The organism is Vagococcus acidifermentans, from assembly GCF_003987655.1.
GTDB classification, from domain to species: domain Bacteria; phylum Bacillota; class Bacilli; order Lactobacillales; family Vagococcaceae; genus Vagococcus_B; species Vagococcus_B acidifermentans.
Genome location: NZ_NGKC01000012.1, coordinates 39,265 through 63,430, shown reverse-complemented (window position 1 = coordinate 63,430; position 24,166 = coordinate 39,265). Strand labels below are relative to the sequence as shown.

At 45.4% G+C, this 24,166-nt stretch carries 22 protein-coding genes; 3 read left to right on the top strand and 19 right to left on the bottom strand.

The annotated features are described in order from the left end of the window. Complete coding sequence (locus CBF27_RS10620) at window positions 1-1,854, bottom strand: BglG family transcription antiterminator (RefSeq protein ID WP_126814284.1); 1,854 nt, start codon at window positions 1,852-1,854, stop codon at window positions 1-3. Window positions 1,855-1,872: 18 nt separating this feature from the next. Then, entirely contained in the window at window positions 1,873-2,676 is an 804-nt protein-coding gene (locus tag CBF27_RS10615; RefSeq protein ID WP_126814283.1) for an SDR family oxidoreductase, read from the bottom strand. 372 nt (window positions 2,677-3,048) lie between these two features. Here CBF27_RS10615 and yjeM point away from each other — a divergent pair, with 372 nt between their 5' ends. Continuing rightward, window positions 3,049-4,557: a glutamate/gamma-aminobutyrate family transporter YjeM gene (yjeM, locus tag CBF27_RS10610; protein WP_126814282.1), complete on the top strand. Its 1,509-nt coding sequence runs from the start codon at window positions 3,049-3,051 to the stop codon at window positions 4,555-4,557. An 82-nt stretch (window positions 4,558-4,639) separates the two neighbouring features. Here the strand turns inward: yjeM and CBF27_RS10605 are convergent, their stop codons facing one another. Together CBF27_RS10605 and CBF27_RS10600 are read right to left on the bottom strand one after the other, a co-directional pair. Then, on the bottom strand, window positions 4,640-5,752 hold the full coding sequence (locus CBF27_RS10605; RefSeq protein ID WP_126814281.1) for an Ldh family oxidoreductase: 1,113 nt from the start codon (window positions 5,750-5,752) through the stop codon (window positions 4,640-4,642). 116 nt (window positions 5,753-5,868) lie between these two features. Then, the gene (locus CBF27_RS10600) at window positions 5,869-7,656 is read right to left on the bottom strand and encodes an aminopeptidase P family protein (RefSeq protein ID WP_126814280.1); all 1,788 of its coding nucleotides are present in this window, start codon (window positions 7,654-7,656) and stop codon (window positions 5,869-5,871) included. Between the two features lie 438 nt (window positions 7,657-8,094). Here CBF27_RS10600 and apf point away from each other — a divergent pair, with 438 nt between their 5' ends. After that, window positions 8,095-8,679, top strand: coding sequence for an aggregation-promoting factor (apf, locus tag CBF27_RS10595; RefSeq protein WP_126814279.1), 585 nt, complete (start codon window positions 8,095-8,097; stop codon window positions 8,677-8,679). A gap of 76 nt (window positions 8,680-8,755) precedes the next feature. On the opposite strand, the gene CBF27_RS10590 is transcribed toward apf, so the two are convergent. The 10 genes from CBF27_RS10590 to CBF27_RS10545 all read right to left on the bottom strand — a co-directional run bounded on the left by CBF27_RS10590 (window position 8,756) and on the right by CBF27_RS10545 (window position 18,439). Continuing rightward, window positions 8,756-9,418, bottom strand: coding sequence for a ribulose-phosphate 3-epimerase (locus tag CBF27_RS10590; protein WP_126814278.1), 663 nt, complete (start codon window positions 9,416-9,418; stop codon window positions 8,756-8,758). Between the two features lie 20 nt (window positions 9,419-9,438). Further along, the gene (fucO, locus tag CBF27_RS10585) at window positions 9,439-10,590 is read right to left on the bottom strand and encodes a lactaldehyde reductase (RefSeq protein ID WP_126814277.1); all 1,152 of its coding nucleotides are present in this window, start codon (window positions 10,588-10,590) and stop codon (window positions 9,439-9,441) included. A 74-nt stretch (window positions 10,591-10,664) separates the two neighbouring features. Further along, window positions 10,665-11,480: a rhamnulose-1-phosphate aldolase gene (gene rhaD / locus CBF27_RS10580; protein ID WP_126814276.1), complete on the bottom strand. Its 816-nt coding sequence runs from the start codon at window positions 11,478-11,480 to the stop codon at window positions 10,665-10,667. A 43-nt stretch (window positions 11,481-11,523) separates the two neighbouring features. Then, on the bottom strand, window positions 11,524-12,561 hold the full coding sequence (locus CBF27_RS10575; RefSeq protein WP_126814275.1) for a zinc-binding dehydrogenase: 1,038 nt from the start codon (window positions 12,559-12,561) through the stop codon (window positions 11,524-11,526). A gap of 24 nt (window positions 12,562-12,585) precedes the next feature. After that, on the bottom strand, window positions 12,586-13,857 hold the full coding sequence (locus CBF27_RS10570; protein ID WP_126814274.1) for a PTS galactitol transporter subunit IIC: 1,272 nt from the start codon (window positions 13,855-13,857) through the stop codon (window positions 12,586-12,588). A 13-nt stretch (window positions 13,858-13,870) separates the two neighbouring features. After that, entirely contained in the window at window positions 13,871-14,164 is a 294-nt protein-coding gene (locus CBF27_RS10565) for a PTS sugar transporter subunit IIB (RefSeq protein WP_126814273.1), read from the bottom strand. A gap of 24 nt (window positions 14,165-14,188) precedes the next feature. Next, window positions 14,189-14,596 (bottom strand): hypothetical protein, encoded by a 408-nt coding sequence (locus CBF27_RS10560; RefSeq protein ID WP_126814272.1) that lies wholly within the window; start codon window positions 14,594-14,596, stop codon window positions 14,189-14,191. 9 nt (window positions 14,597-14,605) lie between these two features. Beyond that, window positions 14,606-15,073, bottom strand: coding sequence for a PTS sugar transporter subunit IIA (locus CBF27_RS10555; protein WP_126814271.1), 468 nt, complete (start codon window positions 15,071-15,073; stop codon window positions 14,606-14,608). Further along, on the bottom strand, window positions 15,063-17,135 hold the full coding sequence (locus tag CBF27_RS10550) for a BglG family transcription antiterminator (RefSeq protein WP_170175089.1): 2,073 nt from the start codon (window positions 17,133-17,135) through the stop codon (window positions 15,063-15,065). The genes CBF27_RS10555 and CBF27_RS10550 overlap by 11 nt, the downstream gene beginning before the upstream one ends. Before the next feature lie 206 nt (window positions 17,136-17,341). Then, the gene (locus CBF27_RS10545; protein WP_126814269.1) at window positions 17,342-18,439 is read right to left on the bottom strand and encodes a hypothetical protein; all 1,098 of its coding nucleotides are present in this window, start codon (window positions 18,437-18,439) and stop codon (window positions 17,342-17,344) included. A 151-nt stretch (window positions 18,440-18,590) separates the two neighbouring features. On the opposite strand from CBF27_RS10545, the gene CBF27_RS10540 reads away from it, so the two are divergent. Further along, window positions 18,591-19,964 carry a metallophosphoesterase gene (locus tag CBF27_RS10540; RefSeq protein ID WP_170175088.1) on the top strand — a complete coding sequence of 458 codons (1,374 nt, stop codon included), beginning with the start codon at window positions 18,591-18,593 and terminating at the stop codon, window positions 19,962-19,964. Window positions 19,965-20,372: 408 nt separating this feature from the next. On the opposite strand, the gene CBF27_RS10535 is transcribed toward CBF27_RS10540, so the two are convergent. From CBF27_RS10535 to pstC, 5 genes are all read right to left on the bottom strand, one after another. After that, window positions 20,373-20,651 (bottom strand): amphi-Trp domain-containing protein, encoded by a 279-nt coding sequence (locus tag CBF27_RS10535; protein WP_126814267.1) that lies wholly within the window; start codon window positions 20,649-20,651, stop codon window positions 20,373-20,375. A gap of 581 nt (window positions 20,652-21,232) precedes the next feature. Beyond that, window positions 21,233-21,700 (bottom strand): HAD family hydrolase, encoded by a 468-nt coding sequence (locus tag CBF27_RS10530; RefSeq protein WP_126814266.1) that lies wholly within the window; start codon window positions 21,698-21,700, stop codon window positions 21,233-21,235. A gap of 15 nt (window positions 21,701-21,715) precedes the next feature. Further along, window positions 21,716-22,450 carry a phosphate ABC transporter ATP-binding protein gene (locus CBF27_RS10525; protein ID WP_126814265.1) on the bottom strand — a complete coding sequence of 245 codons (735 nt, stop codon included), beginning with the start codon at window positions 22,448-22,450 and terminating at the stop codon, window positions 21,716-21,718. A gap of 1 nt (window position 22,451) precedes the next feature. Then, window positions 22,452-23,291, bottom strand: a complete 840-nt coding sequence (locus CBF27_RS10520; protein ID WP_126814264.1) for a PstA family ABC transporter permease — start codon at window positions 23,289-23,291, stop codon at window positions 22,452-22,454. Beyond that, window positions 23,272-24,156, bottom strand: a complete 885-nt coding sequence (pstC, locus tag CBF27_RS10515) for a phosphate ABC transporter permease subunit PstC (protein WP_126814263.1) — start codon at window positions 24,154-24,156, stop codon at window positions 23,272-23,274. Before pstC ends, CBF27_RS10520 begins: the two co-directional genes overlap by 20 nt. Between the last annotated feature and the right edge of the window lie 10 nt (window positions 24,157-24,166).

Sequence of the window (24,166 nt, the reverse complement as noted above, 5' to 3'; positions counted from 1 at the left end):
TTATAATACCTCTTCTTTCATCCAATCCATCAGTTCCCGGCCCGTGCCGATCCGTTTCAGCATGTGACGAAGACGGCTGTCTGATGCAATCTTTAACATGCTGTTGTAAAGATTCAGCAATTCCGCTTCCACGCCGTCGCTCATTTGATTCGGGATGCCTACCAAAAATATCAGCTGGATATCCCCATCAGGCGTCTGCAGTGTATCCGGCAAGATGCCGAGAAAAAAAACAATTTCCTGATGTGCCTCATTCAGCGCGTGAGGGAACGCCACGCCGTTGCTGAAAACAGTCGTCTGCTGTGTTTCACGGTAAAATATGCGTTTCCCGAAGTTTTCGTCCACCAGCTGCGCTTCTTCCAGTTCGCTGACCATGCTGGTCAAATGCAGCTCATACGACTTTTCAGGAGTCAAATGTGCCACACGGAAAACAACTGATGAAAAATCCAGCTGTCTTGATTTTCGAACACGCTGCCACTCCATTTGCAGCCATTCATCATTGAACAAGTTGGTCAGACGGATGACCGGTGTACCTTCTTTGATATTTTTCAGCGGAATCGTTGTAAAAATAGCAAAGTAACGGTCCATGTCCTGCTTTTCATATTCAGACTCAGTGTACTGGGCAATCCGGATATCCGGTCCCAAGACGGTCTGAATCTGCTGGTGAATCAAAGTGGCTGTCCCTTTGCCTGTATTGCAGACAATGGCAATTTCCTTCTCCTGTTTACTTTCCTGCTCTCTGAGCGATAATTCGAAATAAACTGCCAAGTAGCTTGTTTCCACAGCAGTCGGCTGCCGCTCAATCTTGCGGCATAACTCCCGCATGGCGACTTTTGCCAATTCGTAAGCAAACGGGTAATTTTTTTCAATTTCACCATAAAAATAATCATACGTCTCAAAGTGGAAAATCAGCCGATTGAGCAAATAAGAGAGATGGAAGTATAAATTCTGATAGAGTTTTTCTTCATCTATCTCTAAAAGAGCGACTTCTCTGACCTTGACCATCATTGCATCGAACAAACTCCGGACAAAGGACTCATTGATGTATTGTTTTTCAACAGTTCCTGTGTTGCTGATGTTGAGCGGAAAACTGATAAAATCGATGTCATACTGTCCCAAAGACAGACGCTGCCCTGTTTCCAGTTCGCAGATAAATGACAAGAACGCTTCGGTTTCCAGCTGATAGTTCGTGTAGTGCTGGATTTCCCGTGTCATCGGCCGCCCGCTGAGAATGCGGTTCAGCGTGATGCACACCACCTTTTTCCATTTTGCACAAATCGTTTTCTCCAGCAGCTGCTCCTCGCAATAAGCTTCAATCAAGTCAGTCACCGCTTGCGGCAGCTGCTTTTCAGGAAAATAATCAATCACATGATTCAGATAAATCAAACGCAGTTCCAGTTCGTTTCCTTCCAGAATCAGTCCCTTGTTCGGCGTCCCTACAACGTCGACACTGTAAGTATTGCTGATTCTTTTGACCTCTTTCAAATCCTTGTTGACCGTGCTGCGGCTGACACCCACCTCATCCGACAAATCATCAATCAGCACATACGTGTCGCTTTCTATCAATCGTTTCAGAATGTAGGCCGCCCGCTTATTTGAAGAATTAAAGTCGCTTTCCCCTTTAAGACTGCCTTCCATGATGTCGAAAAACGAATCATATTTATCGATAACCAGCTGATAACTTTTGTTCACCTCGTTGATGTGGGCATATCCCTGAATTTGTTCATTCAGAAGACGTATGTCCTTTTTCAGCGTCTGGTCGCTCACATGAATAATCTCTTTCATCTGGTCTGTAGATAACGTATCATGCAAGACCAGCAAGTTTAAAATTTGATACCAGCGATTGACAATCGCCACTTGGCTACCTCCTGTTCTCTATCCTCTCGTTTTCCCCCCCGCAACATTAGTCGTCACACCTGTAATATAGCTGGAGCGGTCCGATAAATAATAACACACCAAATCTGCTACTTCCGCTAACCGGCCGCTGCGTCCTAGCGGAATGGTGCTCGTCTTACTGTAACCGGCGCGCAGTTCCTCAACCGTCATGCCCCGTGTATAAGCCAGCGCTTCTTCATAGGCAAGCGTCCGCAAGCCGGTTTCTTCCATGATGCCGGGGGCGATACCGACGACCCGCACATTTTTTTTGCCCAGCTCTTTGGCCCAAGAACGGGTGAAACTGTTGACAGCTGCTTTAGTTGCCGCATAACAGCTTTGCCCTTCCGACCCTTCCAGACCGCTTTCCGACGACATATTGATAATCACGCCGTCGCCTTTTTCCGTTAACACCCTGCCGACTGCCTGACTCATCAAGAATAATCCTTTTTGATTGATACCTGTTATTTTGTCGAATATTTCCTCCGACAATTCGTATTTCCCGAAAGGTTCGGCCGTGTCCACCAGCAGCCGCGGGATGTTGATGCCCGCATTGTTGACTAGACCGTCAATGGTACCGTATGCGGCAAGCACTTGTTTTACCCCGTCAGCTATTTGCTGCGAGTTTGTAACATCCACATTGACAAACATTAAGTTCGAATCTTCTTTGCCGTTATCAGCTACATCAAAATTTGCCACACGTACTCCTTGTGCCAACAGCGACGCTACAATACTTTCGCCAATACCTGATGAACCGCCTGTGACAATCACCACTTTCCCAGAAATAGCCAGCCAATTATCTGTCATCCTATCATCGCTCCTATATCGTTTTATTTACACTCCAATGATAGCCCGTAGGCGGCTGGAAATTAATACGGATTTTTATCCGGTGAATAAAAAAAGTGTGCATTAATAATTATCAGATAGTTTTTTTGATACACGAGAGATATGTATTCATCATTAAAAAGCAATGAGCAAAATCATCGGTCTCTTAACATTACATGTCAAAACACTGCTTGTTTCATTAACACCGAAAGATAATCAGGTAAAAAATGACTCATAATCAAAAACTAATTAGTCATGTTATTGTTCCGGTGTCATGAAGGGACTATACTTGACTGGAAAGCGGCATTTTACCATTTTAAAGAAAACGTTTTATTGTCAGAAAGGAGCTTTTTTATGCCAAAACAACACAAAAAAATGACACTGGTCGGACTTATTTTAATGATTTTTACATCCGTTTTCGGTTTTGCTAATGCCCCTATCGCTTTTTACCGGATGGGCTATGGTGCAATCATCTGGTATGTTGGTGCAGCGCTACTGTTCTTCATTCCGTTTGCATTGATGATGGCTGAGTTCGGTTCTTCCTTTAAAAATGAGAAAGGCGGCATGTACACCTGGATGGAGCAATCCGTCGGACCGAAGTACGCGTTTATCGGAACGTTTATGTGGTACACCGCCTACGTTATTTGGATGGTGGGCATATCGGCCAAAGTATGGATTCCCATGTCGACACTCTTTTCCGCTACAGACAAAACGCTGGACTGGTCGCTGTTTGGTCTAAACTCCACGCAAACCATCGGTGTACTGGGAATTGTCTTTATGATTGTCGTGACGTTCCTGGCATCACAGGGCTTGGATCAAATCACAAAAGTGACGTCTGTCGGCGGGCTGGCGGTGATGTCTTTAAATGTGGTGCTTTTGATCGTCAGTCTGGTCATTCTTGTTTTTAACGGCGGGCACTTTGCTCAGCCGATTGAAGGCATCAGCAGTTTCATCCACTCGCCAAACCCGGCGTTCACCACTCCGCTGTCTCTTATCTCTTTTCTTGTGTTCGCAATTTTTGCTTACGGCGGACTGGAAGCGGTCGGCGGGCTGGTAGACCAGACGGAAAATGCCGAAAAAACATTTCCGAAAGGGATTATTTTATCTGCCCTTATCATTTCTATCGGCTATGCCCTGTCTATTTTGCTGTGGGGAGCCAGCGCGAACTGGGATACCGTTTTAAGCGGCGAACGCGTCACGCTGGGCAACATTACTTATGTACTGATGAATAATCTGGGATTGGAGCTGGGCAATGCTTTGGGTTTGTCGGCATCTGCTGCTGCATCAATCGGCGCCTGGTTCGCTCGTTTTACTGGTTTGTCGATGTTCCTGTCCTATCTCGGGGCATTTTTCACATTGATTTATTCGCCGCTAAAAACGATTATCGAAGGAACTCCCCGCGGCTTATGGCCGGAAAAAATGACCCAGAATAACGACAAAAACATGCCGGCTGCTGCAATGTGGATCCAATGTCTGCTGGTTGTGGCTATCATCGCCATCATTTCCTTTGGCGGTGAAGGGGCGCAGAAATTTTTTGAAGTGCTGACACTGATGACCAACGTGGCCATGACGATTCCTTATCTTTTCTTGGCTGGCGCTTTTCCCGCGTTCAAACGGAATAAAGCACTGGACCACTCATTTAATGTCTTCAACACTACGACAAAGTCTACTATGGCTACTGCCATCGTCTTATTTCTAGTCGGTTTTGCCAATCTGTTCACGATTATCGAGCCGCTCTTCAGGGATGATGGACCAGTTTGGAAAGACACGCTGTGGCAAATCGCCGGGCCTGTCGTCTTCGCTCTGGTGGCCTGGCTTTTGTTCACCCGTTACGAAAGGAACCGCCTTGCCGCCAAGGCGTAACCCTATATTTTACAAAAACAGAGCAACCTCTCCTACCGGTCGGTTGCTCTGTTTCTTTGCTTTTTACTTGCCAGATGCAGTTTTACTCATCCCACACAAATTTAAAGTCCACGTCGTACTTGTCGCGCACGGCTGTCAGCGACTCCCTGACTGCTTTATTAATCGGAATGCCAGTTTCCGAGCGTTCCAAAAAGGCTAAATGTTCTTTCTCGCCAGCTGTGTAGATGCGTTCTTCGCCGGCCGCCTTCTTCGATGCCCGCAGCGTTCGCATAATATCGCCAGCCTGTTTTTCAAATGCCGCCCGGTCAACGATGGCGTCGATGTCCACTACCATGAAGAAATGACCTAAATGATAAGGAACCTTCTGGCCGTTTTCATCTAAGCCGGTCAGCTGCGTGAGAAACGGTCCGCCTTGCAGTGCGGAAGACAGCACCTCAACAACAGTTGCGTAGCCGTATCCTTTGTAGCCGGCTCCCACTTCGCCAGCGCCTCCCAGCGGTGCCAGTGCACACGTTCCCTTCACCAGCCCCAATAGTGCAATGTCCGGGTCGGTGACGTCTTTGCCTTGTTCGTCAATTACCCAACCGACCGGCAATTCTTTGCCGATGCGCGCGTAGTGCTCAATTTTTCCCCGTTGTGTCGTGGAAGTCGCACAGTCGAGGACAAAAGGAAAGTCTTCATCTGTTGGAAAACCGATGGTCAGCGGATTTGTGCCCAGCATGTTTTCCACGCCGAATGTCGGTGCGATGGATGGACGGGCATTAGTGCCGGTGATGCCAATCATGCCTTCTTTGGCGGCCATCAGCGAGTAGTAGCCTGCAATGCCGTAGTGACTTGAGTTTTTCACAGCAACCATACTGGTACCATATTCTTTAGCCTTGGCAATCGCGATTTCCATGGCCTTGACAGAAGCGACGTGACCCAATCCGTCATTGGCATCAAGCAAAGCTGTCGTTTTCGTTTCACGGATGATGTCGATTTTGGTTTCCACATTTAAAATGCCGTCTTCAATGCGGTCGATGTAAATCGGTTTAAATCGGCCGACACCATGGGAATCGATCCCGCGCTTATCTGATTCGATTAATACCTTCGCAGCTGTTTTTGCATCTTCCTGAGGCACACTAATTGCTTCGAAGCCAAGTGTCATGAATTCTTCCATGCGGTCAAACGTTTCATAATACATTTGTTCGGTCATTTCCTCACCCCTGTGTAGTAATTGTTTCATAGATAGTTTAACATATTTCAAACGAAAAAAATATGCACGACAGATATGTCTTATACCTGTCGTGCATCAGAATCCTTACCTAGTGACTAGACTTTTCGTGTATATGTCTTCAACCATTCTTTTTCTTCGGCCTCCAGATGAGGGGAAATCAGCTCGTACACTTTTTCATGATAAGCGTTCAACCAGTTTCTTTCTTCCTCCGTCAGCATGTCGGCATTCAGTGCGTCCAAATCAAATGGCACGAATGTGATGGTTTCAAAGTACATGAACTGCCCGTACTCATTTTCTTCGCCTTTACGGACCAGCAGTTCATTTTCCAGTCTGACACCATGCGAACCAGCGATATAAATACCCGGTTCATTGGTGATAATCATGCCGTCTTCAAATTGATATGAATCGCTTGGACGGTACTGCCAGCGGATACCGGTCGGCGGCTCGTGCACATTCAACAAATAGCCGACGCCGTGACCGGTGCCGTGATTGTAGTTTAAATTATTGTCCCAAAACGGAGCGCGTGCCAGTATATCCAGATTGACTCCGTTGGCGCCATGAAGGAACCGTGCCTTGGACAGCTGGATATTGCTCTTCAGTGTCAAGGTAAAATGGTCTTTCATAAGTTGCGGAATCTCGCCTAATGCAATCGTACGCGTGATATCCGTCGTCCCTTCATAAAAGCCGGCACCAGTGTCTGACAGGAACAAACCGCCTTCTTTCAGCTCGGCATCGGTTTCAGGAGTTGCGCTGTAATGAATGATGGCGCCGTGTTCACCGAATGCGGAAATCGGTGCGAAACTTTGACGGATGAATCCGCCTTGAGCTTCACGCAGCGCTTCAAGTTTTTCAGAGGCGCTGATTTCAGTGATTTTTTCTTTGCCGACAGTGTGTTTCAGCCAGTACATGTACTTCGTATGGGCAATGCCGTCTTTGATTTGCGCTTGTTTCATGTTGGCAATTTCAACAGGATTTTTCATGGCTTTAAACACGACAGTCGGGTTCAGCTGCTCGATTTTTACAGCCGCTTCCGGAATATTATTGTACAAAGCATAGTTCATCCTGTCAGGGTCGACCAGCACTTTGTCCGCTGGAGAAAGCTGTGTCACAAAGTCGTAAATATCATTGTACGGATGGAGGTTAATGCCGTCTTTAGCCAAATCCTCTATCATGGCTTCTGACAGCTTGCTTTCATCAATAAACACTTCCACCGTCTCATGGGTGACAACCGCATAACTCAACACAAGCGGGAAAAACTCGATGTCGTTCCCTCGAATGTTCAACAGCCAGCAAATATCGTCCAGTGATGTCATGATGTGGACGGTCGCTCCGGCTTCGGTCATTTTTGCCCGCAGACGCGATAATTTGGATGCCACTGTTTCTCCAGCATATTCGACTCCGAGAGAAAACGTCGGCTCTTTGGATAAAGGCGGACGGTCAAACCAGATTTTATCAATCAGATCATGTTCATAATTAATTTGGCCTTGTTTCTGTTGCACAACTTTTTCATAATTTTTTCCTTCACCCATGGAGACAGAACGGCCGTCAAATCCTAAGGTGCCTTTTTCTGAAAGGTTACTTTCGATGAACGCTTCAATAGACGGAACATCGGGTTCACCCATTCTATACAGTTCCACTGTGCTGCCTGCCAGCTGCTGTTCTGCTGCCAGAAAATATCTGCCGTCTGTCCAAAGTCCCGCACTGTCTTTCGTCACAACAGCTGTCCCGGCTGATCCTGTAAAGCCAGTCAGCCACTGCCTTGACTTGAAATGCTCGCCGACATACTCACTCTGGTGGAAATCGGCAGTCGGTACAACATAAATGTCGATCCCTGCTTTTTCCATCAACACGCGGAGCTCTTTCAATTTCTCTGGTACATTCACATTAGTCCCTCCTCATAATAAAACGGGCATGATATCTGTTTTTATAATCGTAACCGTTTCCATAATTGTACACCTAAATTGGCGACTTTTGGGTTAAAAATTTTTAATTTAATGATTTTCAATATTTTTTTCAGTATTTTTTTCAAACTTCTCTGTTTTTCCACGTTTTTTTTCTTCAAGCTTTGTTGTCGGTTTGTTCAGTCTGACGACCGAGGCCGGCTTGCTGTATACCACCACATCAGGCCAACAACTCCAAAAAACAGATTTCCGACAGCATTTTCACAAAGCAGTTATATATTACACGCCGTCATTTTTGAAGCAGAATTGTTACTTTTTTTCAAAAGACATGTAATATCCATGTGGTTTAATGTGTGTCATGCCAGCAAACAACAATTTATCGTGTTGGCCAAATAAAGATTTAAAGGAGATCTATTTTTTATGAAGTTAGCAAAATTTATTTTCGGTCTAGGCATTTTTGGAGCATCACTGCTGTTCCCGTTTGGAGCAAACAAAGCAGATGCTGCTGAAATATCTCATACAGTCGCATCAGGAGAAACATTGTCAACCATCGCTCAAAAATACTATGGCGACTCTTCCCGTTACACAACTATCGCAAATGCAAATAATATCTCAAATGCCAATTTTATCATGGTCGGTCAAATTCTGAAATTTGATACGGAAGCACCGGAAGAAGCTTACGTACCGGCAGCAGCTGAAGAACCTGTTCAAGCTGAAACTTATACGGAAGCACCTGCTCCCCAAAACAATGACAACGGGCAAGCACAAGCTGCTTACACAGGCAACTCGTCTTCAGCCAAAGAATGGATTGCGATGAAGGAATCCAGCGGCAGCTACTCTGCTACAAACGGACGTTACATCGGCCGCTACCAGCTTGATGCTTCTTACTTGAACGGTGATTACTCCGCTGAAAATCAGGAACGCGTCGCTGACCAGTATGTCGCCAACCGCTATGGGTCTTGGGAACAAGCACAACAGTTTTGGATGGCTAACGGCTGGTATTAAGCTAATCATGGCATAACAAATACCCAAAAGTCTGACCAAGTTAGGTCGGCTTTTGGGTATTTTTGTATGCTATCGGCTAGTCTGTTAGTTGTTTTAAGTAATCTACCCGCTCTTTGTAGCTGGTCTGATCGTTCGTGTGGAACAACGCCGATGTACCCAGCACATAAATATCTGCCAATGCCTGCATGTCCTGAATCGTCTGGTCATAAATATTGCCGTCCACTTCAATTAACGGCGCATTCGGCCAGCCAGCAAGATGTTGTTTGACCTGCCTGATTTTTTGAATAGTTGCAGGTTGGATAGTCTGTCCGGAAAATCCGGGATTGACTGTCATGATGAGCAGCATATCCACTGTGTTGAGATACGGATAAACTGCTTCGATTGGAGTTTCCGGGTTAATTGCCAACCCAGCCTTGATGCCATACGAATGAATCAACGCAATCATTTCTTCCACATCCTGTACAGCTTCGATATGAAAAGAGATGACAGCCGGCTCCACTTTGGCAAACATCGGAATGAATTTTTCTGGAGTCACTGTAGCTAAATGAATATCCAGCGGCAGCTTAGTGACTTGTTTCAATGCCGCCAACCATTCCGGAAACAACGCCATATTTTCAACAAACACACCGTCCATGACATCACAGTGCCATAACTCACAGCCACTGTCTTCCACTTTCTTGACCTCAGCTAGCACATTCATTTGATCGGCACACATAATTGACGCCGCAAATATTTTCATGGCCAATTTCTCCCTGTCTTTTATATTAGAGAACGATACAACTCCGCAATTTCTGCGACATTAGTATCCCGTGGATTGCCGCCCGTGCAGACATCTGCCAATGCATCCTCGGCAATTTTCATGACATCTTCTTCTTTAAAACCGACCTCTGTCAGCGTGGTCGGGATGCCGACATCTATGCCTAATTGACGCACTGCCTCCACTGCAGCATTCCGAGCCTCTTCAAGAGTCATTTCCGAAACACCTTCAACGCCCATTGCCACAGCGATATCTCGGTATTTATCGCCAGTAAATTCTTTGTTGTAAGCCATAACTGTCGGCAGTAAAATGGCGTTAGCTACTCCGTGCGGGGTATCATACCAAGCGCCAAGCGGATGAGCCATTCCATGAACCAAGCCGAGTCCGACATTTGAGAAGCCCATGCCGGCAATGTATTGACCTAATGCCATTTCTTCCCGTCCCGCCAACTCCCCGGCAACAGAAGCCCGCAACGAACGTGCAATAATTTCAATAGCTTTGATATGAAGCATGTCGGACATTTCCCACGCACCTTTAGTGATGTAACCTTCAATTGCATGTGTCAATGCGTCCATACCGGTTGCAGCAGCTAAACTTTTCGGCATCCCCAGCATCATTTCACTATCAACAAATGCGACTGCCGGAATATCGTGGACATCCACACAAACAAACTTCCGTTTCTTTTCTTCATCAGTAATCACATAGTTGATCGTCACTTCTGCGGCAGTGCCTGATGTGGTAGGTACGGCTAGAAGCGGAATACTTGGGTTTTTGGTCGGTGCTTCGCCTTCTAAACTAACGATGTCGCTAAATTCAGGATTTGCAACGACAATACCAATCGCTTTAGCCGTATCAATTGGCGAACCCCCGCCGATGGCCAAAATGTAATCTGCTCCGGCAGCTTTGAATTCAGCAATGCCTTTTTTTACAATTGCCACTGTGGGATTGGAAATCGTTTTATCGAAAAGTGTAAAATCCAGATTGTTTTCTGTTAAAAGACTCGTCACCTTTTCAACCAGACCGGCTGACACCAACCCCTTATCCGTCACGACAAATGCTTTTTTGAATCGGCGCTTGCTGACTTCTTCTGTAATATGCTGGATTGCCCCTGCACCAAAATAAGATGTTTCATTCAAAATCATTCTGTTTGCCATAATATCATTTCCTCCTGTGATTTTATTCACTATTGGTCACATAAAAGAGAGAGGGGCTCTCTTTTATGTCTGCTTTAAGATATGTACCCAGCTTTCGGTGTGACACCAAATGCATCTGCTAAAGCGTGAAGGTTCTCATCCGTAATTGCTTGTTTGACTCCTCCTTGAGCCTGAACATAAGTATACACTTCAGCTGCTTTTTCGGCTGTTTCGATTAACCCGAACACTTCATCCATATCTTTACCGCAACCGTAAATACCGTGATAAGGCCAAACGACAAGACGTGTTTCTTTCATTTTTTCTGCTGTGGCTTCGCCGATTTCCGTTGTACCGGGAATCATCCACGGTATAGTTGCAACACCTTCAGGAAAGACTACCAGACATTCTGTACACATTTGCCATAATGTTCGTGTGAATGCTTTCGGATCCAGTGAGTGGGTGAAGGTCATCGCCAGCAGATGTGTCGCATGGCAGTGCATCACGATACGATTGGCCGGGTCAACGGACATCCTTGCAATATGACTCATCAAGTGTGACGGAAGCTCTGAGGTCGGTACACTGTTATTCTCATATCCCCACAGTATGTCAATCGCATCTCCGGATGAGGCCACCCGGAAGATACCCAACGACTCTTCCGGATTGCTCGCAACATTTTTAAAATACTTGCCAGAACCCGTGACAATAAAATACTCTCCCGCCAGCGCACTTGCGTCGAAATCCATAGGTAGACTTCTAATGACGTTGGTGACATCCAGATAGTCGGAAATATCGCTTTTATCCAAACGATAAGAAATATTACCGCCATTTCGTTCATCCCAGCCGAGTCGATACATATTTGTGGTGACCTCGATCATTTCCTTCATGCACTTTGCTTCCAAAATATTTTTCATAAGCTGTCCCTTCTTTGATTATTCTTTTTCAGACTAACACACATTACATCCAAGGCTTGATGAGCACTTTATTCGCCTTGCCGTTTTTCATCAATTGAATCGCATCAAACAACTCAGCCAGCGGCATAATTTTGGACACATAGCGGGATGCGTCGATTCTTCCTGAGATGATCATGTCAAAAGACTGTTTAACTTGAATCGTATTTGACCCGTAATGACCGTATACCCAGATACTGTTATAGTGGAGATAGTTCGTATCGATGTCTGTCATCTGCCCTTTTGGCACACCTCCGAAGAAGACCAGTGTCCCATTTGGCTTCACCATATACACAGCATCAGTCTGCGCCTTAGTGGACGGATTAGCCGAGATGACGACATCCGCACCTTGCCCATTCGTCAATTGACGAACGGCTTCGATTGCGTCTTCTTTCATACTGTTAATCGTATGGTCTGCACCGAATGCCTTGGATTCTTCCAAACGCTGTTCATTAATTTCCACCATGATCACTTGATCGGCACCGCGAATTTTCGCCAGTTCTGCGTGCAGACAGCCAATCGGACCGGCACCTACGATGACTACTGTTTGACCGATGCGCACATTGACATTATCTTGACAAGCATAGACAGAAGATAACGGTTCTGACATGACCGCTGTTTCAAACGCGACATCATCCGGTATTTTATAAATATTTGGTCCGTTCACGCCCCAGTCCGGTACAGCCATATATTGGGCAAACCCGCCTTGAATGCGGTCGTATGCTTTTAGATTTTTACAACTGTGGCTATTGCCGGCACGGCAATATTCACATTCCAGACATGGCACTGCCGGATAAACATATAAGCGGTCGCCCACTTGGTATTTTTTGCAGTTATCGCCCACTTCTGCCACTGTTCCGACAACTTCGTGTCCATAAATATGAGGATAGTCCCCTTTGCGGGAATCTGTTGTCAAATTCCGGATATCAGACCCGCACAAGCCAATGACCTCGACTTTTAAAAGTAAGCCTTCACTGCCGTAATCCGGTTTCTCAATTTCTTCTATTCTGATATCATTTGCACCGTACATTAATGCTGCTTTCATTTGTTGTTCCTCCTAAATATTTAATTAAAACAGGCTGCCGAGTTTTTCGAATAGCCAGAATACAATCCATGTATACCACTGTGAACCAATTGCAAGGGATGTTACTTCATTTACCCCTTCAGGCAGCTGGTAACCAACCTGAACTGCCAACTGCGTTACAATCGGCGCTGCGTAACTGGCACAGTAAAGAATGATAGTTGTAAAAACGATACCTGATAGAAGTCCTCTAAATAGATTCCCTTTCGATGGGACAATTGCAAAGACCATGAAATACGGTAAAGCGGTCAAGTCCGCCAGTGGCAGAACTTTGTTGCCCGGCAGGATAAAGGCCAAAATCAGTGCAACAGGAATCATCAACAGACCAGTTGTCAAAACATACGGATGACCGATTCCAAGCGCTGAGTCCAATCCAATATACAACTCACGTCCCGGGAACCGTTTGCGCATCCATTCCTGCGCTGATTCAGAAATCAGTGTCAGTCCGTCCATTAACAGCGCAACCATTCTAGGCATCAGCACCAAACTTGCTGCAATCGTGACAGCTGTTTGTAAAATAACATTGACCGGCATACCGGCAACTGCTGCAAGCCCGCCACCAACAATCAAGCCCATCAACATTGGTTCGCCAAATACCCCTAGACGATTTTGCACCTTTTCAGGTGTCCATGAAATGTTTTTAATACCAGGTAAGCGGTCAAACAGCCAGTTTAACGGGTAACCGATAAATGCCCAGCCGCTTGACTGAATCTGCGGAAATGAAATACCTTCAAGACCCAATACCTCATCTAAATCATTTTGAGTCCAATCCGCCACTTTAAAAATAATTGCCATGTTAACAACAGCACTCAATAAAGCGATGATCATGTTTCCGGTTACAAGATACAACGCACCGGCAATCATCATTGGCTGCCAAAAATTCCAAATATCAACATCCATCGTTTTCGTCCAATTTAATGCAATCATGATGACGTTAGTGGCGATGACGACAAGAAAAACAAAAGGTACAATCTCCGTTCCCCACGCCAGCGAAGAGCCCACGCCCCAGCCAATGTCCGTTGCTGTCAGTTTAAAGTTATACTGGTCAACCAACGCTTGCGTCACCGGACTGATGGCGTCCATCATTAATGTCGCAATGACGTTCAATCCGACAAAACCAATACCAACTGTCAACCCCGATTTAAACGACGCCGACAACTTATTACCAAATATCAACCCAAGTATCGTAATGATAATCGGCATCATGACACTAACGCCAAGATCAATAATATACTGGAAAAAATCAAGTACAATTCCCACACAAAACGCCTCCTTAATCTTTCAAAATATTTACAATTTCATCAATCGTGTCTTGAACTTTAATACCTGTCAAAAATGAGCGTCCCATCACAACTGGTACGTCTTGCACATCTGTCGTAATTTGAGCCGAGCTGACGATTAAATCCGGCTTCAAAGTGCTGACTTTAGAACTGATTTGCTGAACGGTGCACTGTTCAACATTGTAAGGAATACTATTTTTATCCAGCACCTCCTTTACTTTTTTGGCAATCACAGTTGACGTTGCAATCCCAGAACCACAACAAATATAAATTCTTTTCTTACGCATTTACAATATCCTCCGTTTATTTTTTTATCGTAATTCTTTTACTAAGATTGTAAACAATTCATTTTCAGTCATTTTTTGACTGTCTGTTGTATAGAACAACATTTTTTCATTGCCGGTCATGTGTGATGCCGGCTTTATCCATAACTCGTTCGACGTCGGCACAACGAGATACTTTGGCCAAGTCTGCCGCTCTGCGAGCCACTGGCTGAACAGTTCGTCCAAAGTTCCGGATGCTTTTCGACTAATCAGGAAATCCTTCATTTTTTCAGGTATCAACCGAGTCCGAACGTACTTGGCATATAACATACAACTGGCATAGGCGATAAACAGCACAAGAAAAATCAGCATGTTTTCCTGAATCAATGTCACAATCGCACGTCCGACTTTACCTAAATTAAAATGCAGCATTCTGTCGATAATGGGGCCAAACATCTTCTCACCTCACGCTTCTTTAGAAAATCTTTCGATGCTAGCCAGCACATCATCTGCTGAGCCGGCATTCTTTAACGCCAATATGATTTGGTCATCTTGAATCAATTCGACTAATGTTTGCAACATCTCCAGCTGGTCTTCGGCATTTTTTAACGCCAGCATGAAAATCAATTCCACTTTCACTTCTTCATCTTCGGTTCCCATTTGAATAAACGGCACTGGATGTTCCAGCACACAAACGGCAATCGCCGATTCTTTCACATAGTGACTGTCTGTATGAGGAATGGCAATACCGATCGTTTCAGTCTCCAAACCTGTTGGGAATTTCTTTTCTCGTTCAATCAGTGATTGTTTATAACCTGATGTCACTTTCCCGTTTTTTTCCAAAACATTGGCGATGTCTGTTAAAACATCAAATTTTTCTTTTTTTGCTGAAAAAATGACTAGTTTGCGATCGACATATTCCCTAATCTTCACTATCTCTTCTCCCCTTCTGGATAACTAATTTATACAATTCCTCATCTGTTTCAGCTGACTTCAACTGACTTAACAGCGTCTCATTTTCTGCCAGATTCATGATTTCATATACAATTTCAATGTGTTTTTCTTTATCGACTGGAGCAACAACAAAGATAAAATGAACGACATGTTCCGGTGAAAAATGGACACCTTCCCTCACATGAAGCAAGGAAACCCCTAGCTTTTTAACTCCGTACTCCGGAAGCGCATGGGGCAGCGCCACATCACTGCCCAACACTGTATAGGCGTCATTGTAGTCATGATTCTCAATCATTTTTTCGATGTAGCGTTTTTCAATATATCCTTCCTGGAGCAAAGGTGCACTGGCCAGTTTGATTGCCTCCTTGAAATCAGCCACTCGCCTGACACTCGTCACATGTTCAAAAGATAGCAGCATTTTCAAAGAGAGTTTTTGTTTTTTGTTTCCCAGCCGGTAACCGCCTTCGTATAGTATTTGACCTAGTGAATGCTCCAAATCATCATACTGAATGATGTCAGCGTACGACTCAATCGTCTCCATGATTTTCGCCATTGAAATCGGGCGCTTTTTTTGGGTGACTGACAACTCATCATTCAACACTTTCAACCTTAATTCCGCCAATTCGTCTTCATTCAGTGAAGACTTTACAAGATAAACTCCTTTGTCTCTGTCCAGCGGAACCGTTGAGAAGACGATGTCTGCATTGACTTCCAAGTCTCGGTACTCGCGCAGAGAACACGGCGGGAAAAAAGTAAACTCCGGGAATTTTTTCCTGAGAATCGTGTCGAGTGTTTGAGAAATCAATACCCCGCTTTTACAAACCACAACAGCCGTTTGCTGCTTGGGATTAATCGACTGTTCAGATAAATTGCTTAGAACGAAAAGGGAGATGAACTCCAGCTCTTCCTCAGGCAAATTTTCACCGATAAATTCTTCCAGTGGTCTGAACGACTCATAAATAATTGCTTTCATGGCATTCTGCCGTTCACTGAAATAGAGGTTTTCCACATTCATATTCAAATTGAGGTGATACTTTATCCGGTAATATGCCGGCTTTAAATGCAGTAACAACCTTTTTTTCAAATCATTTTTATTGCTCAGATTGACAAAAGCCCGTCGCTCAAAATCTTGGAGGCAGTCGTCGACGATTTTCGAGAGCCCTTCCGTCAAATCTTCCGTCAACATTTCACCAGACAAAATATTAGTTGTCAGCAGTTGAAGCGTGATGAATGATTTTTCCTGATCGGGTATCTTTTTCCAGTTGTTGAAAATCTTACTTGCCACAACGTATTCCTGAGTGTTGGCCAACATATGGTTTTTAATATGAAAGGATTCTTGTATGACATATCCTTGATCAATCCGGAGTGAAATAATCGCTAGCATATATGGCAAAATGTCAATCCGATTATCCGTAAATGTCACATTCAGCAGATGCTCGGCATCTTCCAGAATCTGACGGTAGTGCTTGATTCGCATATCCTTATTTTCGATATATTTATTCAAATACTCATTGCCGTTGGGCAACAAACTTGTTTTATGAATCGTCTGCAAAATAAGCTTTCTGATTTCCCATTCTTTTCCCGTGATTCGGTAGCCGTTGTTTCGGTCGTAATCAACCGCCACATTTGAAGGCAATTGTTCGCGAATAAACGCAATGGTCCGCATCGCAGTGTTTTTACTGACATCTAAATCAACTGAAAAATGGTCAAGTGACAAATAATCGCGATTGGACATAATCATCAACAACATAACTGTGGCGCGCTCTTCTTCTGACAAAACATAGTGAGAGGATTGTTCTGAATGAACACTACCACTATTTTTTAAAAAAAGGGCTAATGCTTCCGGAATGTGAAAACTACCGCTCCTCAATCGGATAAGTTCCGGCAAATCATTGTCTTTACACCATTCCTTAATTTTATTAACACTGTAGCTTAATTGATGGCGACTAATCGAAAACCGGGTCATAAGTTCTTTACTGCTGCTTTTCGGATGAAAAATAAGATATTCTAAAATTTGCCTGCTTCGATCGTCCAAAAACATATTTACCTCCTCCATTTAATCATTAGTTATCTTCTATTCTGTCGCCTTGATTTTATTATAATGTTCGTTTCTCCAAAAAGAAATGCGCTTTCATAGCCAAAAATAAGCTGACCGTTAAGCAATATGAGTATCTCATCAGCCATGCAACCGCAAAAAAAAGAAAATCATCAAAATAATATTGATGATTTTCATGATTTCAGCTTTTTTTAAAGAGTGTTGTGTGCTGTCCACGCCCCGTCCCTCATCCGCTCCGCCAGCCAGTCATTCACCCCAAACTCAATCATGCCGTCACCGGGATTCGGCGCTTTAGGCAGCAGAGCGCGCCCTTCAGCCAACAAGCGCTGTGCCCGGTCATTATCGTGTTCTACTGCATAGGCGTACATTGCTTCGATACGCTTATTGGCCATGCCCGTCTGCTTCAAGCTTGCTCTGACCTGTTTATCTTGCCACAGTTCAGCAATCCGCTCATCTTCCGGCGACAATAAACACAGACAAAAGAGCAGCTCTTTCTTCAACTCGATTTGATAAATGACAATCAGGTCTTCCCGCATCTGCCAGAGCTTCTCCAGTTCAGCTGAAAATCGCGGCCAATCATGCAGCTCCAGTGCCCGTCCGACTATCAGAAAGCTCTGAGACGTGTTAAAGTACGTTCTTTCCGGTATTTCCGGAACTGCCTGAAAAAATTCGTCAGGCAACTCTTTAAATGTGTGCCCCATCATCAGCTGGTAGTTCACTGCGATTTGTATGTAAAAAAGATAGGTCTGTTCTTCACTGGATGAAGCGACTTTGATGGACATCCCGTCATTGAATCCGGCTGGAATGATGTTGGGCAGTGCAACCAAAATGCCGACCAGCGCAAACACCGCTGCCGGCAGCCAGCGGAAACCCAGAGTCAGACCAATCACGAGACTGGCAATAATGTTCGCCAGCACGCCGCCGAACAAGTATCGTTTGTAGGGGAACTGTCCCTGACGATACGGCGGCGGTGCCATTAGACACTGTCCCAACGTTCCCGGAACGCTGAAGCGGCGAAATTGAATCCGCCCGTCCGGCTGCCAAATCCATAAATACGACAAAATGCGGTAGCTGACCATCTTATAGCCTGACAACCAGCCAAACAGGCCGTGCCCTGCTTCATGTATCGCAATGTGCAGTAAAAAGGAAATAACCAGCGACAACACTACCACTATTATTTCCCACAGCCCAAAATGAACGTCATCGAGCATAGGGCCTAATAAATACCCGCCGATTCCGCCGATAACCGCAAACGCAAGGTACAGCAGAACTATCTTTAATTTCTTCATAAACTTCCCTCTCTTCTGCTTAACGACTCAATATCATATAACGCTCATTATGCCGTTAGTACGGACGAAAATCAAGGTCCGGCAACTTCTTTATGGCTGCTTTATGGTATACTTCAAGTAAGAACAACCGACAGAAAATAAGGTGAGGACATTGAAAAGAAAACTGACAAGCTTCCTGCTTATCGGACTGCTTCTTTGTGTGACAGGGGTAGCTGTCTACTGGAAAAACACATCAGACAACGTGTTTCGAAAAACGTACGTGGAAAAGCGCTACGCTCACCGTCCCGTCACCGAGCAAGACAGCATCTGGGTCATCACCGATCTCCATTATTTTTCCGACAAACTGCACGACCGGGGCAAAGCCTTCCAACTCATCAAAAACAATACAAACGGCATCGTGCTGGATTATCAGCAGGAACTGATGGAGGCACTGATTTGGCAAATCGAACAACACAGACCCCGGTTGTTGATTATTCCCGGCGATTTGACCTTTAACGGAGAAAAGCAGAGTGCGGTCGAGCTGGCAGATTACTTGGCACGCATCGAAGCGCTTGAAACGCAAGTCTATGTGATTCCCGGCAATCATGACCTCTGCAACGGCTGGTCGAAAACCTACTACAGGGAATCCCCCGCTCCGGCTGAACAGCTGACACCTGCCGAATTTTCCGAGCTGTTTGACAACATGGGGTATTCCGAAGCCATTTCACGGGACAGCCGCTCGTTGAGCTATGCGGTATGTCCGTTTGAAGACCTCATGCTGCTCATGCTGGACTCCAGCGAATACGCAGAGACAGACCAGCTGAATCCGCCGGTCCATGCAGGGAGACTGACGCCTCAAACAATGGACTGGGCTGCGGATATGCTGGCCTATGCGAAAACTAACGATTTGCTGGTTATCCCTGTAATTCACCACAATTTGATGGCACACAATGAACAAATCAACAAAGGTTTTGTCTTGGACAATGCCGCTGATATTCAAAAACTGTTCAGCGACTACGCACTCCCGGTGAGTTTGTCAGGACATTCCCACGCCCAAAACATTGCTTGTAAACAAATACAAGGGCATCATATTTGCGATATCGTTACCGGCTGCTTTGCTTCATTATCCAACAGCATCGGCAAAATAACCGTGTCGCCTCGGCAAATCCATTACAAACGTGCCCCGCTGAATGTCGCCGAATGGGCAAAAGCAACCCGGCAAACCAATCCCGATTTGCTCAATTATTCCGATTATTCCTACCAATTGTTTTTCCGCCACCGAATGGGGATGGCAAACGAACAAATGTACAATGAACACTGGTTTGATGTCGATACAGCCGACCAGATAGCAGCATTTGCCGCGCGTGTCAACACATGGTACTTTGATGGCTGCGTCCCGCTATCCGACAGTGAAAAAGAAGTACTTGAGCATGATGACGGCTACTTGCTGCTCCAGCAGCAGGAAGACAGTTTCCTGCGCTGTTATTTGGAAGATGTCTTGTCTGCAAACGGCGAAAATCATTGCGAGATAACCATTCAGCGCTGAACGGCCGTTGCCGCACGTCTTTTGGATACACCTTGTAAAACGGTATTGGGCGAATAACCGGCATAACGACGCGGTAAAATGTCCCGAAACACTGTTTACTTTTTCCGCAATCAGCGTTAAGATAAACGTATTGGATGGATACTCTATCCATAAAACACTTCTCATGTACACCTCTTTTCTAAAATGAGGTGTATTTTTATAAAATCTATTTACTTTCAATTAAAAAGACGATATGATATTTTATGTTGAATAAATCCTTACTATTTATTTAACAGAACAGATACACCTCAATTTTCGAGGTGTATTTTTCATTGTAAACCATCCACTGCCAATGACTTGGCTAAAAAAAACAGAAGTGCGCTGTCGATTCAGGCACTCCTGTTTTCTCTCACTGAAACAAATGATTATTTATTCAATAGTCATTGTTTGCGACGCTTTTTCCCCTGTATACCATTCGAATTCAATTTCAAACGAGTGTTTGTCCCCTTTTTTCTCGTATTTGTATTCAACTTCCAACTGCTCAGATGGTTGAATCACATTTTCCTTTGTCCCTTCAACCATGGTAAAAGAACCTTCTGTCTTCAATTTTTCAGCGATTTTCTCCAGAGTCGTGGCAAATTCCAGTAATGTTTGATGGTCTTCGCGATCAATCAGCACTTCAGTCAACGGTTTATTCTGCTTAGTCATTGTCATTCCTCCTCGCTTGTTGTTACCTCTAGTATACCGTATAATCGCCCTTTTTTGAATGTTTATGATAAGGAGACTGTTATCTTATCAGCTGTTTCCAATCTCATTCCCTGATGTCGGCAAAACATCGCCCACCTTAAATACGTCTTCGTACTTCAATAAAACGCTAAAAAAAAAGAAACACCTTGAGAAAAAAATTGACTTTTCTCCAAAGTGTTTCAAGCGGGACTGCTTGTCTTTCCAAGACGCTTTACCTTAGCCGTCATGGCGTCTTTAACTCGCCCCATATCATTTTGCCGATTTTTTTTATTTGTTCAAAAAGCTTCTCCAAAAAATTTCTTTTTTCCGCCTGTCCGTGTTCACCTTGTGCCTTTCCCATCAGTATCCCTCCGTTCCGAAACAAGCTGTCCGTTCAAGACTGCCTTTACTGTCATTATCCCATGAACGGTTCACCGGAGCTACTTATCAGCCTGAGACGCTTTCTTCTGTCCGATAAAAAAAGCGGGAGTTTCTTTCCGCTTTTCAGAGATTATTTCTATGTAATGGCTCTAGGTCGAACACTCTCGTTTTTTCAGCCTCACCTACCCGCGCAAATCTGCAATCAGTCTTGCCGGATACAAAAACAAATCCAACGCGTCTGTAATGGATGCGGTACAGACATCTGCCTGTAACAACAGCGGACCATAAGTACCTTCCCGCCCGAAGACAGCCACTGACAGTGCACTTGCTTCAAACATGGCGGCGTCGTTGCGGCCGTTTCCGATACAGGCGCATGAGGAAGCACCCAGCTGATTCACGATTGACAGCTTGCCGTCAGCCGCAGAACTGCCGGGAAACACCTCAACAGTCACAGGCAATCCGCTGCATGTTTCCCTCACAGTGCCGTATGTATCCGCCGTCAGAACATAAAGGTCAAAATCTTTTGCCAGACGGTGCAGCCGATTTCTGACATCATCTGCAATCTTGCCGTCAACTGCCAGCGTCCCGTTAAAATCAAATACCAGTTTGTCGATTGTCAACGTTTTGTAGCCTGGAATGGTTACGTGCATTTTCTCTCCCAACCTTTACATATATTGAATGAATTTTCTGCCCAGTTCCGTTGCCGGGCGGCTGAAAAACTGTTTTTTTCCAGTGTGTTCTATAATTCTGCCGCTGTCCATCAGCACAATGTCGTCAGCGATACGCTTCGCCTGCGCCAAATTGTGCGTGACGATGACAATGCCGTACGCCTGTTTGATTTGCAGCAGCAGTTGTTCAATGGCCAAAGTGTTTTCCATGTCAAGTGCCGAACACGGCTCGTCCAGCAGTAAAAAATCCGGTTCGGCACACAATGCTCTGGCAATTGCCAGACGCTGCTTTTGCCCGCCGGAAAGCTGGTTTGCTGAAACAGTCAAGTCGCTGTTTACCTCGTTAAACAAATTGGTCGCTGTCAGATACTGCGTGATACGTGCTTTACGCTCTGCTTTTGACAGCTTGAAATGATAATTCAGTACGTAAGACAAATTTTTTTCGATGCTGAAAGGAAAGGCTATCGGCTGTTGAAATACCATGCCGATTTGTTTTCTGAGCGTTTCAGTCGGCATCCTCAGCACATCAGCGGCTGCCAGTTCCAACTTGCCTGAAATGCGTCCGCCCTCTTCTTCGACGGTGCGGTTAATGGTCCGCAAAAGCGTAGTCTTCCCGCAGCCCGACTGCCCGATGACCGCCGTGATTTTTTGAGGCGAAAACACCGTGCTTATCTCATGCAAAACCATTTTTTTGCCAAACGCAACTGTGATATTTTCTAGTGTCAGTTTCATGTTATTTTCTCCTATGGTAAAAAAGCCAATGAACTAATCGGTACACACACTGCATCACCAGCAGCAATAATAACAACACGCACGCGGTACCGTACGCATACTCATATGACAGGCCGTTGCTGACCAGCAGATATAAATGATACGGCAGCGACATAAACGGCTTGTCCAGCGCAACAGGCAGCGGCGACAGCATTACTGCCCCTGTATACATGATTGGCGCCACAGCCCCCATGCCGTATGCCATCCCGATAAAAACCGTGCCGATAATCTCCACACTGCTGTCCGGCAAAACCACATGGAGCAGCGTGTATTCCTTCGAGATACCCAGCGAAAGCGACTGCGTGTAGTAGTCCCGCTCATGTTCCTGCAGTATTTTAATAACGCGGATAGCCACAAACGGCAAAATCATCAGCGATACCGTCAGCCCTGAACAAAATAAGCTGCGGTTGAAACCGAGACGGAAAATCAGGACTGTGTAACCGACCAGCCCGAAAATAATAGACGGCAGTCCTGATAAAAAATAAACCGCCAGATAAACGGCTTTCGAAAGCAGCGGCTGTTTGCCGTAGTAGACAAGCCAGACAGCCACTAGTACCCCTAGTGTACCGCCAATCAATGCCGAGAACAACCCTAAAGAAAAAGTACCGATGATTGCCGGGAAAATGCCTCCGGCTGTCCCTATCGGCATGCCTGCCGGGTCAGCTGTGAGAAACGACCAGCTGATGACCGTCCGTCCGCGGTTGAAAAGGTACATAAACACGAAGGAGATGCTCCCCAGTACAGTTGCAGCAAGCAGTCCGCTAATCAGACGGATGCCCCACTTAACGAGCGAGTTGCTCATGACTGTACCTCCTTTTCAAAAAGTAACCAGCGCCAAAAACTGATAAGACCAGTACTAACAACATCACATTTGCAAAATACAATGACGATAAATGCAAACTGCCGTATTCGACACCGCCCATTTCAAGAGCGGTCAGCGAAGCAATCGTTTCAGCCCGACCAAACAGGCGCGGCCACGCCGGCGAATTGCCGATGACCATCATGACTGCCATGGTTTCGCCCAAGCCTCTGCCGAATGCCAGCATCACAGCCGTCAACAGCGGCAGGCGCAGTCTCGGCAGCAGCAGTTTGACGATAAAGTATTCACGCGAAAGCCCCAGCGCAATTGAAGTCGGTTCATATACTTCTCTGAATGCCCTGATTGACTCAGTCATCGTCGACACGACAAATGGCAGCAACATCAAAGTCAAGATAAGCGATGCTGCCAGCACACACTCACCGGAAGCCATCTGCAAATGACTTTCAAACCACTTGACCACAACTGATAAGCCGAAGAAACCGAAAATGACAGAAGGAATCCCTGCAATCAACTCAATCACCGACAAAATAACGCGCGCCGCTGCCGCCGGAAAATAATAAGCTAAAAATAAGGCTGTCCCTGTCCCAAAGATAACCGACAGCACAACCGAAAGCCCGGTCACACATAGTGTACCGGCAAGGATGTTTACAACGCCGTAACTCGGAGTACTGCCGAGCGGACGCCAGTCTTTTTGCGGATTCAGCAAATCGAGCCCCACCCGGCTGATGGACAGCCGGCTTTCTGAAAGGAGATGGCCAAGCATCACAGCCATAAGTAAAAATGTACTTATGGCTGCAATGACTAGCAAACATTTAAAAATAAGTTGCACGAGTTGTCTGATAATCATCTGTCTTCAC